The sequence below is a fragment of the Cryobacterium sp. TMS1-20-1 genome (assembly GCF_004402355.1).
Taxonomy (GTDB): Bacteria; Actinomycetota; Actinomycetes; order Actinomycetales; family Microbacteriaceae; genus Cryobacterium; species Cryobacterium levicorallinum.
The window spans coordinates 22299-35425 of sequence record NZ_SOGF01000010.1 but is presented as its reverse complement, the minus strand read 5'-3'; the positions used below and the strand labels follow the sequence as shown (position 1 = coordinate 35425).

Annotated in this window: 10 protein-coding genes; 8 read left to right on the top strand and 2 right to left on the bottom strand. The window is 66.1% G+C overall.

Annotation, left to right across the window (positions count from 1 at the left end; all coding sequences use genetic code 11):
• Window positions 1-236 precede the first annotated feature (236 nt).
• The 7 genes from E3O45_RS01290 to E3O45_RS01260 all read left to right on the top strand — a co-directional run bounded on the left by E3O45_RS01290 (window position 237) and on the right by E3O45_RS01260 (window position 8825).
• A complete protein-coding gene (locus E3O45_RS01290; RefSeq protein ID WP_134441213.1) occupies window positions 237-1901 on the top strand; it encodes an ABC transporter substrate-binding protein in 1665 nt (554 codons plus the stop codon).
• Window positions 1886-2854, top strand: coding sequence for an ABC transporter permease (locus tag E3O45_RS01285; RefSeq protein WP_134441212.1), 969 nt, complete (start codon window positions 1886-1888; stop codon window positions 2852-2854). Before E3O45_RS01290 ends, E3O45_RS01285 begins: the two co-directional genes overlap by 16 nt.
• A complete protein-coding gene (locus E3O45_RS01280) occupies window positions 2851-3711 on the top strand; it encodes an ABC transporter permease (protein ID WP_134441211.1) in 861 nt (286 codons plus the stop codon). Before E3O45_RS01285 ends, E3O45_RS01280 begins: the two co-directional genes overlap by 4 nt.
• Window positions 3708-5366, top strand: a complete 1659-nt coding sequence (locus E3O45_RS01275) for an ABC transporter ATP-binding protein (protein WP_134441210.1) — start codon at window positions 3708-3710, stop codon at window positions 5364-5366. The genes E3O45_RS01280 and E3O45_RS01275 overlap by 4 nt, the downstream gene beginning before the upstream one ends.
• Window positions 5367-5487: 121 nt before the next feature.
• On the top strand, window positions 5488-8097 hold the full coding sequence (valS, locus tag E3O45_RS01270; protein ID WP_134441209.1) for a valine--tRNA ligase: 2610 nt from the start codon (window positions 5488-5490) through the stop codon (window positions 8095-8097).
• A gap of 8 nt (window positions 8098-8105) precedes the next feature.
• The gene (locus tag E3O45_RS01265) at window positions 8106-8552 is read left to right on the top strand and encodes a GNAT family N-acetyltransferase (RefSeq protein WP_134441208.1); all 447 of its coding nucleotides are present in this window, start codon (window positions 8106-8108) and stop codon (window positions 8550-8552) included.
• Between the two features lie 3 nt (window positions 8553-8555).
• A complete protein-coding gene (locus E3O45_RS01260; protein ID WP_134441207.1) occupies window positions 8556-8825 on the top strand; it encodes a hypothetical protein in 270 nt (89 codons plus the stop codon).
• A gap of 15 nt (window positions 8826-8840) precedes the next feature.
• Here the strand turns inward: E3O45_RS01260 and E3O45_RS01255 are convergent, their stop codons facing one another.
• Window positions 8841-9674: a class I SAM-dependent methyltransferase gene (locus E3O45_RS01255; protein ID WP_134441206.1), complete on the bottom strand. Its 834-nt coding sequence runs from the start codon at window positions 9672-9674 to the stop codon at window positions 8841-8843.
• Between the two features lie 90 nt (window positions 9675-9764).
• On the opposite strand from E3O45_RS01255, the gene E3O45_RS01250 reads away from it, so the two are divergent.
• On the top strand, window positions 9765-11828 hold the full coding sequence (locus tag E3O45_RS01250) for a M3 family metallopeptidase (RefSeq protein WP_134441205.1): 2064 nt from the start codon (window positions 9765-9767) through the stop codon (window positions 11826-11828).
• Between the two features lie 89 nt (window positions 11829-11917).
• Here the strand turns inward: E3O45_RS01250 and E3O45_RS01245 are convergent, their stop codons facing one another.
• Complete coding sequence (locus E3O45_RS01245; protein WP_134441204.1) at window positions 11918-13108, bottom strand: benzoate/H(+) symporter BenE family transporter; 1191 nt, start codon at window positions 13106-13108, stop codon at window positions 11918-11920.
• Window positions 13109-13127 lie beyond the last annotated feature (19 nt).

Below are 13127 nucleotides of genomic sequence, written 5' to 3'. Positions count from 1 at the left end.
TGCCGGGCGACCGCTTGTTCACAGGCTGTAACGGGCCCGACTCGTTCGGTTCTACTGAGCTGTCCACCCGAAGGTGGGCATCCGTTCTTCCGAAGACTTCCCGGTGATGGCCGGGTCACTGTCATCCACTTTCGATTGTACTGGAGTGGGACGGCGTTAGTGTTATAGGTCGGCCCATTCGCACGATGGGTCGGTTCAGTTGAGACCAACTCGGCAATGGATGAAAGAGTTTGTGAATGTCTGCTCCCCACCGCGTTTCCACGCGCACCGCTCGGTCATTCGGAGGGCTCGTCGGCCTGGTCTCCGTCGGCCTGCTGGCCGCCGGCTGCACGCCGACCACCTCGAACGACCCCGTCGGCGAGCCGCAAAGCGGCGGCACCCTCACCTACGCCTCGGGTGATGCCGAACCGAGCTGCCTCGACCCGCACGTCGGGGGCAATTTTCCGCAGGGAATGATCAGCGCGCAGTACCTGGAGTCGCTGGTTTCGCGTGATTCCGCCGGCCAGATCATTCCGTGGCTGGCCGAGACCTGGACGCCGAGCGCCGATGGCCTGACCTGGGACTTCACTCTGCGCGATGACGTCACCTTCACCGACGGCACGGTCTTCGACGCCGCAGCAGTGCAGGCGAATGTCGCCCACCTGCAGGATCCCGAAACGCTCTCCTCGACCGGTTACCTCGCCCTCGGCAAGGTCGCCAGCACTGAGGTTGTGTCCCCCACCGTGGTGCGTTTTATTCTGACCGAACCCGACAGCGCTCTGCTCGAGTCGCTGTCGCAGGTCTGGCTCGCGATGGAATCCCCCACCGCGCTCGAGCGCAGCCAGGACGAGAACTGTGCCACCCCGGTGGGCACCGGCCCGTTCCGGGTCGAGAGCTGGGTCAAGCAGAACGCGATCACCCTCGTGCGCAATGATGACTATGTTTCCCCGCCGGCGGATGCCGACCACAGCGGTCCCGCCTACCTCGACAAGGTGATCTGGCGCTTCATTCCCGACTCGGCCTCCCGCTACGCCGCGCTGCAGTCCGGCGAGGTCGACGTGATCGACAACGCCCAGCCCGACACCATCGTGCAGGCCGAACAGAGCGACTCGATCGAGCAGCTCGACTCGCCGCGCCCCGGCGCCTCCAACCGCATCGAACTGAACTCGGGTCAGGCACCGTTCAACGATGTGCGCGTTCGTGAGGCGTTCATCCGCTCGGCCAACGTCGACGACGCGGTCTCGAGCCTGTTCCAGGGCACCGCCACTCGGTCGTACTCGGCGCTGTCGAGCGTCGAGGCCATGGGCGTTTCGAACGAAGCCCTGTTCGACTACGACCCGTCGGCCGCCGCGGAGCTGCTCGATGCGGCCGGCTGGCGTGAGACGGATGCCGACGGCTACCGGGTCAAAGACGGCGTGCGACTCTCGGTGGAATTTCCGGTGAGCACCAACCAGTCCATTCCGGCCGAGCAGAGCGTGTTCGAACAGATCCAGGCCACGGCCAAGGAGACCGGTTTCGAAGTGAAGCTCGCCCCGATGGATCTCTCCAGCTGGTATGCCGCGCTCGCCACCAACGACTACGACGCCGTGAGCGCACCGTATACCAAGGTCGGCCCCGACGTGCTGCGCATCCTGTATCACTCCGATAGCATCGTGCCGGCCCCGAGCGGGTACTTCGCCAACCTCGCCCAGGTCAACGATCCCGAGATCGACGAACTGCTCACGACGGCGGCCCGAACCGCGGATGAAACAGAGCGCACGTCGCTCTACGCCGAAGCGCAGGACCGCATTCTGGCGGGCTTCTACATTCTGCCGCTCTACGACCAGCAGAACCACTACCTGCTGCGCAGCGACGTCGTTGGCCTGCGCACGCTGCCGACCGTGGCCGTTCCCACGCTGTACGACGCGTGGCTGAACCGGTAGCGCCGACCGATCGCTCCGGGCCGCGGGCGCTCGGCCGACTCGGCGTGCGTCTGGCCGGAGCGGTCTTCGTGCTGTGGGCCGTGGCATCCGTCACTTTTTTTGCGGTGCGGTTGATTCCCGGCGACCCGGCTCAGGCTGTGCTCGGTGGCCCGGGGTCGCAGGCCTCCCCCGAAGCACTCGCTGCGGTCACCGCGGAGTACGGCTTCGACCAGCCCGTTTTCACGCAGTACCTGGTTCAGCTGGGACGCCTCGCAACCGGTGACCTCGGGCGTTCCTACGCCCTTAATATGGAGGTCGGCCCGCTCGTTCTGGCCCAGCTCGGCGGCACCCTGCTGCTCGCCGTGCTCGCCCTCGGCCTGGCCTGGGTGATTGCTCTGGCCCTGGCCACCTGGTCGACGCGCGGTGGTCGGGTCGCTGCCCGGGTGGGGTCGAGCCTCGAAATCGTCGCGGCGGCGCTGCCGCATTTCTGGCTCGCGACCTCACTGATCGTCGTGTTCAGTATCTGGCTCGGCGCACTGCCCCCGATCAGTACTGGCGGGGTGGCCGGACTGGTCTTACCGGTGCTCACCCTGGCCATTCCGCTGGCCGGTTTTCTCGGGCAGATCATGCGTGAGTCCCTCATGATCGCCCTGGAGAGCCCGTTCGTGCTCTCGGCGCGGGCGCGTGGCGAGGGTGAGCGCGGGGTCCGCTGGATCCACGCACTGCGTCATGCCTCCCTGCCGGCGATCAGCCTCTCCGGCTGGGCCTTCGGCTCACTGATCAGTGGCGCGGTCGTCGTCGAGACCATTTTCGCCCGGCCAGGACTGGGCCGCACCCTGCTGAACGCGGTCACCCTGCGCGACGTTCCGGTGGTGATCGGCGTCGTCATGATCGTCGCCGTCGCCTATATCCTGATGACTTTACTGACGGATGCCGTCAGTCGCCTGGTCGATCCCCGGCTGCGACTCTCGTGAGCGATCTCGAGGTGCAGGCCGAGCTCGCCGTGCGTTCCAACCAGTCCGTTCGGCCAGCACGTCTGGGAGTGGCCGAGGGCGTGGCCGGCTTGCTCGCCCTCCTGTTGTTGATCGCGGCAGTGGCGCCGCAGTTTCTAGCCCCTGGCGATCCACTCGCCATCGACCCGCTGGCGGCGTTTTCGCCACCGAGCTTCGCGCACGGTTTCGGCACCGACGAATCCGGCCGCGACATCTACACCCGGGTCGTGCACGGCACCCAGTACTCGCTCGTGATCGGTATCGCGGCGACCGCGATCGGTCTGGGGCTCGGCGTGGTGCTCGGCACCCTGGCCGGAATGCTCGGATCCATCGTCGATTTCACCGTGAACCGGTTACTCGAGGTATTGTTCGCGTTTCCGGGTCTGCTGCTGGCCCTGCTGTTCATCCTGGTGTTCGGCCCCGGCGTGGCGACGGCGACCATAGCGGTCGGGCTGTCCACCGCCCCGGGCTACGCCCGCATTATTCGCGCGCAGCTCATCGCCGTGCGCGGGGCCGCCTTCGTCGAGGCCGCGACCGTGCTCGGCCGCACCCGCTGGCAGATATTAGTGCGTCATATTCTGCCGAATACGCTCGCGCCGCTGTTCGTGCTCGCCACCCTCGGAGTCGGCCAGGCGATCGTCTGGGCCGCAACACTGAGCTATCTCGGCCTCGGTGCCGAACCGCCGACCGCAGAGTGGGGCGCGATGCTCTCGGCCGGACGTACGTACATCACCTCGGCCTGGTGGATGAGTTTCTTTCCCGGTCTGTTCATCGTGCTCACCGCCGTGACCGCCACCGTGCTCGGCCGCAGCATCGACCGCCGAATGCGGCACGCATGAGCGCCACCGCGGCGCTGACCGTGCACAACCTGCGTGTGGGCTTCGGCGCGAACGAGCCGGTCGTGAACGGAGTGTCGTTCGAGATAGCACCGGGCGAGTGCCTCGCCATCGTCGGCGAATCCGGCTCGGGCAAGAGCGTGACCGCGCGCAGCCTGCTCGGACTCGCCGGCGGCAACGCCCGGGTGCAGGCCGACCGGCTCGACCTCGGCGGGCGCAGCGTGCTGGGGCTGACCGACCGGGCCTGGCAGTCTCGGCGCGGCAAGGACGTCGGCCTGGTGCTGCAGGATGCCCTGGTCTCGCTCGACCCACTCCGGCCGATCGGCCGGGAGATCGCCGACTCGCTGCGGCTGCACACGACCCTCGGCGCCGCGGCTCGTGCCCGCCGGGTGGTCGAACTGCTCGATGCCGTCGGACTGCCCGACCCGGCTCAACAGGTACACAAACTGTCCGGGCAGCTTTCCGGCGGTGAACGCCAACGCGCCCTGATCGCGGCGGCGATCGCGCTGGGCCCGCCGCTGCTCATCGCCGACGAACCGACGACGGCGCTCGACGTGACCGTGCAGGCGCAGATTCTGGCGCTGCTCGAGCAGATCAAGCTGAGCGGCACCGCCCTGCTCCTGATCAGCCACGACCTCGCGGTGGTGAGCCGCATCGCCGATCGGGTTGCGGTGATGCACGACGGCCGGCTCATTGAATCCGGCCCGACCGAACAGGTTTTGGGTTCCCCACAGCACGAGCAGACCCGCCGCATGGTCGCCGCGGTTCCGGCGGACAAGCCGCGCGGAAGCCGGCTGAGCCCGCTGGATTCCCCCGCCGCCAGAACGGTTCTCCGCTCCCCGGCTCCGGCCCCGAACGCCACGGAGCAGGGCGAAATCGTGCTCGAGGCCATCGGCCTGACCAGGAGTTTTCGGCGTCCCGACGGCAGCCGGCAGCTCGCCGTCGACGACGTCTCGTTCGCACTGCATCGGGGCAGCACCCTCGGCATCGTCGGTGAATCCGGCTCCGGAAAAACCACGACGGCTCGCCTGATGCTCGCACTGCTGAAACCGGAACAGGGCGAAGTAGCGCTGTTTGGCCGGCCGTGGAGTTCGATCGCCGAGAAGGACCGGCGGGGACAACGACCCGGCATTGGGGCGATCTATCAGGATGCCCTCGGCTCGTTCGATCCGCGCCGCAGCGTCGCCGAGATTCTCGCGGATGCCCTCGGTCCCACGCTCACCGACTCACGGGGTTCGCGGCGGTCTCCGCAGAACCTTGCCCGGCTCACGACTCTGCTGGATGAGGTCGAACTGGCCCGAACAGTACTGCCGCGGCGCCCGCTCGAACTTTCCGGCGGACAGCGCCAGCGTGTCGGTATCGCCAGGGCACTGGCCGGGCGTCCCGAAATCCTCATTTGCGACGAGCCCGTGTCCTCCCTCGACGTGAGCGTTCAGGCGCAGGTGCTCGATCTCCTCGACGACGTGCAGCGGGAACGCGGACTCAGCCTGATCTTCATATCGCACGACCTCGGGGTCGTGCAGCACATCAGCGACGAGGTCGCGGTGATGCGCAGCGGGCGCATCGTGGAGAGTGGTCCGGCGGCGCGCGTATTCGCCGCGCCGCAGCATCCGTATTCGGTGCAATTGCTCTCAGCTGTGCCCCGACTACTCGGTTAAACACCTGCCGACGCGCCCTACCGCTCTGCCCGTTCGGGGAAAAAGAGCCGATCGGGTAGATTAGACGGGCAGACTTAGGCACCTCACCACCGACACGGTGCCGCATACGAACCGGAGAGCTATGACCACCGCCGATCGCGCCGCAGACAATCGAGTGCCAGAGAAACCAGCCCTCGAAGGGCTCGAAGCTAAATGGGAGTCCCGCTGGGAGACCGACGGCACCTATCGCTTCGCCCGGGAGAACGCGACCCGCGAGACGATCTACTCGATCGACACTCCCCCGCCGACCGCCTCCGGCTCGCTGCACATCGGCCACGTGTTCTCGTACACCCACACGGATGTCGTCGCCCGCTTTCAGCGCATGCGCGGCAAGAACGTGTTCTACCCGATGGGCTGGGACGACAACGGCCTGCCCACCGAGCGTCGTGTGCAGAACTACTACGGTGTGCGCTGCGACCCGTCGCTCGGCTACACCGACGACTTCGTTCCGCCGTTCGAGGGCGGCGACGGCAAAAGCGTCAAGGCCGCCGACCAGCTGCCGATCAGCCGCCGCAACTTCATCGAACTGTGCGAAACCCTCACCAAGGAAGATGAGAAGCAGTTCGAAGCGCTGTGGCGCACCCTCGGCCTCTCCGTCGACTGGACCCAGACCTACCGCACCATCGGCCAGGAAGCCTTGTTCACCTCGCAGCTGGCTTTTCTGGGCAACATCGAACGCGGCGAGGCATACCAGGCGATGGCACCGACCCTGTGGGACGTCACGTTCCGCACCGCGGTCGCCCAGGCCGAACTCGAAGACAAGGACATGCCGGCCGCGTACCACCGGGTGTCGTTCGCAAAGCCCGACGGCACCACGATAGAGATCGAAACGACCCGTCCCGAGCTGATGCCGGCCTGCGTGGCACTGGTGGCGCATCCGGATGACGAACGGTACAAGCACCTGTTCGGCACCACGGTGACCACCCCCGTGTTCGGCGTTGAGGTTCCGGTGCTCGCCCACCACCTCGCCCAAAAGGACAAGGGCTCGGGAATCGCCATGATCTGCACCTTCGGCGACGTGACCGACGTCGTCTGGTGGCGGGAGCTCGACCTGCCCAACCGTGCAATCATGGGCTTCGACGGTCGCATTATGGCCGAAGTGCCAGAGGCGATCACCTCCGAAGCCGGCCGTGAAGCGTATGCGCAGCTCGCCGGCAAAACGGTGTTCGGTGCGAAAGCGGCCGTGGTCGAGCTGCTGAAAGCCAGCGGCGACCTGATCGGCGAACCCAAGCCCATCGTGCACGCGGTGAAGTTCTTCGAAAAGGGCGACAAGCCGCTCGAAATCGTCTCGACCCGCCAGTGGTATATCCGCAACGGTGCTCGCGACGAAAAGCTGCGCGCCCGCCTGCTCGAGCACGGCACCGAACTGGCCTGGCACCCCGAATTCATGAAGGTGCGTTACGAGAACTGGGTCAACGGCCTCACCGGCGACTGGCTCGTCTCGCGTCAGCGCTTCTTCGGCGTGCCACTGCCGGTCTGGTATCCGCTCGACGCCGACGCCAACCCGGTCTTCGACCAGCCAATCGTCGCCACCCGCGACCTGCTGCCGGTTGACCCCTCGTCGGATGCCGCCCCCGGCTACACCGAGAGCCAGCGCGGCCAGGCCAACGGTTTCGTCGGCGAGGTCGACGTGATGGACACCTGGGCCACCTCCTCGCTCACCCCGCAGCTCGCCGGCGGCTGGGAGCGGGACCCGGAGCTGTTCAACCTCGTCTTCCCGTACTCGCTGCGACCGCAGGGCCAGGACATCATTCGCACCTGGCTGTTCTCCACCCTGCTGCGCGCAGAGCAGCAGCACGGCAAGTCACCCTGGCAGCACGCCGCGCTCAGCGGCTTCATCGTCGACCCCGACCGCAAGAAAATGTCGAAGTCGAAGGGCAACGTGGTCACCCCGGCCGACATGCTCGAAAAGCATGGATCCGATGCGGTGCGCTACTGGGCGGCATCCTCTCGCCTGGGCACCGATGCGGCCTTCGATCCGCAAAACCCGACGCAGATCAAGATCGGCCGTCGCCTCGCCATCAAAATTCTCAACGCGAGCAAATTCGTCTCCATGTCGCAGGGCAGCATCGACGCCCCGGTGACCGAGCCGGTCGACCAGAGCATGCTCGCCGGCCTGACCGCGGTCGTCGCCCAGGCCACGACCGCGTTCGAGAACTATGACCACGCTCGGGCGCTGGAAACCACCGAGAGCTTCTTCTGGACCTTCTGCGACGACTACCTCGAACTGGTCAAAGAGCGCGCCTACGGCGAGCCCGGAACCGGCCAGGCTTCCGCTGTTGCTGCGCTGCGCACCGCGCTGGCCACCCTGCTGCGCTTGTTCGCACCGTTCGTGCCGTTCGCGACCGAAGAAGCCTGGTCCTGGTCGAATGAGGGTTCGGTGCACACCGCGCCGTGGCCCGTCGCGGCCGACCTGCTCGGCAGCGATGAGGTTGCCACCGGCAACATCGCCCTGCTGGATTTGGCCAGTCGCGCGCTCACCGGCATCCGTCGGGCTAAAACGGATGCCAAGGCCTCCCAGAAGTCCGAACTGGATTCCGCAGTGATCTGCGGTGCACCGGCCGAAATCGCGCTGCTGACCCTGGCCGCCGCCGATCTCAAAGCGGTCGGCCGAATTCAAGAATTAACCTTTGTCGACGGCAGCGAACTCGCCGTGACCGACATCGTTTTCGCCACCGTGTTGGAAAGTTAGGAAACCAGATGTCAGTTACCGTACGCCCGCTGGGCGACAAAGATTTCTTCCCCTGGCTGGGCCTGTTTGAGGGTTACAGCGCGTTCTACGAGAGCGAGTTGACCGACCAGATCGCGCTGCAGGTCTGGAGCTGGATCATCGACGCGAACAACTCTCTCGACGGTGCCGTCGCGGTCAATGACGCCGGCGACTTCGTCGGTTTCGCACACTACCGCACCGTGCCGCGCACGCTCAGCGGCGATCTTGCACTCTTTCTCGATGACCTGTTCGTGACCGAGGATTCCCGCGGCCAGGGCGTCGCAACGCAGCTGATGGATTTCACCAAGTCCTACGCGCGTGCGCGAAAGCTGGCCCAGGTGCAGCTGCTGACCGCCGCCGACAACGCCACCGCCCAGGTGCTCTATGACCAGGTCGGCACCCGCACCGACTGGGTCACCTACGAGATCGACGTCTAAGTCATGCAACTCGGCACTCGCTGGTCACTCGGCGGCACCCTGCCCGCCGGCCTCCCCCACGTCGTGGAAATCGCCGTGCACGCCGTCGAGGAGGACCTCGCTGCCCTCGCCGTGGACACCAGCACCTGGCGCTGGACACTGACCTGGCTGGAGTCCAAGCCGGTGATCGAGCTGGACGATGGCACCATCATCCGGTTCAACCCGGTCGATGACAGCGCCACCATCACGCAGCCGTCCACCAACACGGATGACGATGACGAGGAGTGGATCTAACCCGTAACTCCTGGGTCAGGCCCGCGCAAGAATTTCGCCGTGCGGCATGCCGAACCACCCGTTCGGATCGCGCACCCACACCCGCCAGGCGGCCGCCATCCGTTTCAGATCGGCCAGCTCGGCCACGCCGGCTTCGATGGCGTGCGCCGCGAAGCTCGACTCGGTCACCCGCACTGCCCAGGATTCTCCCCACCATTCCCGTTCGGCGTCGGACGCGAAACACCACATGGAGGCACTGCTCGTCACGCTGGTGAAGCCCGCCGCCAAAGCCCACGCTTTCAGCGAGCGTCCGGCATCCGGGTCACCGCCGTTCCAGTAGTGCACCTCGCGGTAGACCCGCATCCACTCGGTGAGAGCATCGATCACGGGAGCGATCATCACTCCCCCGTAGTCGACGTCACGGGCGGCGAAGACGCCGCCGGGCCGCAGCACTCGCCGAATCTCGGCCATGGCGGCGACGGGACGGGCCAGGTGCTGCATCACCTGGTGGGCGTGCACAATGTCAAACGACGCATCCGGAAAGTCCAACGCGTAGACATTTCCGACCTGGAACTGCGCGTTGTGCACTCCCTCATCGGCGGCCAGCCCGGCTGCACGCTCGACGATCTCGGACGACGCGTCCAGGCCGACAACTCGACCGGGGGCGAGCCGACGGGCCAGATCAACCGTTATCGTGCCGGGTCCGCAGCCGACATCCAGCAGCACGCCGCCGGCTGCGAGCTCGGGAATCAGATAGGCGGCCGAGTTGGCCACCGTGCGCCAGGTGTGTGAGCGCAGCACGCTTTCGTGATGACCGTGGGTGTACTGGTCACGTGGAGCGGACTCGGAGCTCGCGGTCAGGTCTGTCATGGTCAGATCCTACGACCCCGCGACAGCCTGCGCCTGATTTGCGCGCCGCGCGCTGGCGAGCGTGCTCGGGCCGGTCGCTAGTCTGGGAGTATGGCTTCCACCGCGAACAATCCCTTCTTCGCCCGCAGTACGCTGCCCTACCAGTTGCCGCCCTTCGCGCAGATTGCCGACGCCCATTACCGGCCGGCTTTTGTGCAGGGCATGACCGACCAGCTCGCCGAGGTCGCTCTCATCACCGGCACAGCGGATGCGCCCACCTTTGAAAACACCTTCGTCGCCCTCGAGCGCAGCGGGCAGACCCTGGGTCGGGTCGCCGAGGTCTTCTTCAACCAGAGTTCGTCAGACTCCAGCGACTTCACCAACGACCTCGAAGAAGAACTCGCGCCGTTGCTGGCCGCCCACGCCGATTCGATCCGACTCGATCCCGCACTGTACACGCGCATCGCCGCCGTGCACTGGCAGCGAGCGAGTCTGAGTCTCGATGCCGAGTCGCTCTATCTGATCGACCGCTACTACACCGAGTTCACGCTCGCCGGAGCCGGGCTCGACGATGAAGACAAGCGGGCACTGCGTGATTTCAACTCACGCCTGTCGATCCTGACCACCCGCTTCGAGAAGAATCTGCTGGCCGATACCAACGAACTCGCGCTGGTGATCGACGACGTGGCCGAGCTCGCCGGGCTCACCGACGGCGAGATCTCCGCTGCGGCTGAAGCGGCCGCCGAACGCCGCCTCGACGGTAAATACCTGATCAGTCTCGTTCTGCCCACGTCGCACCCGTACCTCGCGAGTCTAACCAACCGGAGCGTGCGGGAACGGTTGTTAACGGCGAGCCGGGCCCGCGGCATCCGTTCTAATGAGGCCGGAGCCGGCAACGACAACCGGCCGCTCGTGATCGAGATCACGCACCTGCGTGCCCAGCGCGCCAGCCTGCTCGGGTTCGACAGCCATGCCGCCTACGTGACCGCCGACGAGACTGCCAAGACTCCCGGCGCCGTCTGGGAGCTGCTCGGCGGCCTCGCCCCGGCCGCCGCCCGCAACGCCCTCGTGGAACAGGCCGACCTGCAGGCCGTGATCGATGCCGAGGGCGGTGGCTTCGAGCTGGCGGCCTGGGACTGGGCGTTCTACACGGAGAAGGTGCGCCGGGCGAAGTACGACGTCGATACTGCGGCGATGCGCCCCTATTTCGAACTCGAAAGCGTGCTCGCCAGCGGAGTGTTCTTCGCGGCCCAGCGGCTCTACGGCCTCAGCTTCACTGCGCGGCCCGACCTGGTCGGCTGGCATCCCGAAGCACGCGTGTTCGAGGTCAGCACCGACGACGGCACCGGTATCGGACTGTACATCGGCGATTTCTACACCCGCGATTCCAAGCGTGGCGGGGCGTGGATGAATTCCCTAGTCTCGCAGTCCGCGCTGCTCGGCACGGACACAACCGTGGTCTGCAATAACCTCAACGTGTCCAGGCCGGCAGCTGGCCAACCCACGCTGCTCACCTATGACCAGGTCACCACGCTGTTTCACGAGTTTGGCCATGCCCTGCACGGGCTGCTCGCCCGCGCGACCTATCCCAAGTTCTCCGGCACCAACGTGTACCGCGACTTCGTGGAGTTTCCCAGCCAGGTCAACGAAATGTGGATGCTCTGGCCCGAAGTGCTGGCGAACTATGCCCACCACTACGAGACGGGCGAGGCGATGCCGCAACACCTGGTAAATCGCATCCAGGCGTCCTCGGCCTTCAACGAGGGATTTCTGACCAGCGAATATCTCGCCGCCGCGCTTCTCGACCAGGCCTGGCACCGCATCGACGCTGACACGGTCGTTACCGACGTTGCCCAGTTCGAAGCGGATGCCCTCGCCTCCGTTGGACTCGACAATCCTGCCGTGCCCACCCGTTACGCGAGCACGTACTTCGCGCACACGTTCTCCGGCGGCTATGACGCTGGGTACTACTCCTATATCTGGAGCGAGGTGCTCGACGCGGACACGGTCGAATGGTTCAAGGAGAATGGCGGACTGACCCGCGCCAATGGTGACCGCTTTCGGGACCGCTTGCTCGGCGTCGGCGGTACGAAGGACCCGCTTGAGGCCTACCGCCACTGGCGCGGCCGAGACGCAGCGTTGCAGCCGCTCCTTGACCGCCGCGGCCTGAACTAGGCTGAGGCATCCGCTCAATAGACAACTTTGGTGGATGCGGACCCGCCGGCACCCACCAAAGTTGTCCACTGAGCCGGGTCCATGGTCGTCTACGCACCGAGGGGCCGCCGCCAGCCAAGCCAGAGCATGAAGATGCCACCGACCACGAGGCCCCAGAACGCCGACCCGATGCCCACGATTGTGATGCCCGATGCGGTCACGAGAAAGGTCGCCATCGCGCTGATGCGGTGTTCCGATTCTTCGAGCGCGCTGGTCACATTCGTCACAAGCGCACCGAGCAGGGCCAGACCGGCGACGGCAATGATCAAAATGGGCGGCGACGCCGCAACGAGGGCTGTGGCTAGCCCTGCCCCGAGTCCAAGCACGAGATAGCCAAAACCCGATGCGACCGTGGCAATCCAGCGTTTCGACGGATCGCGGTGAGCATCCGGGCTAGCCATGAGGGCCGCCGTAATGGCCGCCAGGTTCATATTGTGCGCGCCGAAGACCGATCCGAGCATGGTGCCGATCCCCGACCAGACCAGCACCGAACGCGGCGGCGGCCGGTAGCCGAAGGTTGAGAGCACGGCGAATCCGGGAACGTTTTGGCCCGCCATGGTCACGACGAACAACGGCAAGCCGAGGCTCACAATGACGAGCGGATCAAAAACCGGCGCGACGAAGACCAGACCGGGAGCGGATGTCGGTGCTGACAGCCAGCCCGTTCCCGCGGTTATGCCGATACCGATCGCGGCCACGATCATGGCCGTCGGGACCGCCCAGCGCGGGGCCAGCCGGTAGAGCACCAGCCACACCAGCACGACGGGAATCGCCAGCAGCGGCTGTTCAATTGACGCCTGAATCGGCGCGAGACAGATGGGAAAGAGGATACCGGCCAGCATCGCGCCGGCGAGGGGCCTCGGGATGCTCGTGATGACCCGTCCGAGCGGCGGCCAGAGGCCACAGAGCACGATGAGCGCACCGCAGACGAGAAAGGCGCCGACGGCCGCGCCGAAGTTGTCGGTCGTGGCGCCCGCCGCGACGAGGAGTGCCGCGCCGGGTGTTGACCAGGCAAATGAGATCGGCATGCGAAAGTAGCAGGGCAACGCGATGCAGGCCACACCGACGAGTAGGCACAGCGCCAGCAGCCCTGAAGACGCCTGAGCTTCGGAGGCGCCGACGGCGCGCAGCCCCGCAATCACCAACACGAACGAACTGGCGAACCCGGTGATCGCGGCAACAATGCCGGTCGAGATCGGCTGAAACACACCGGGGCTTGCGCCGGATGACTGCTCGCTCATCGTCGCTTCCCCGTGCGAC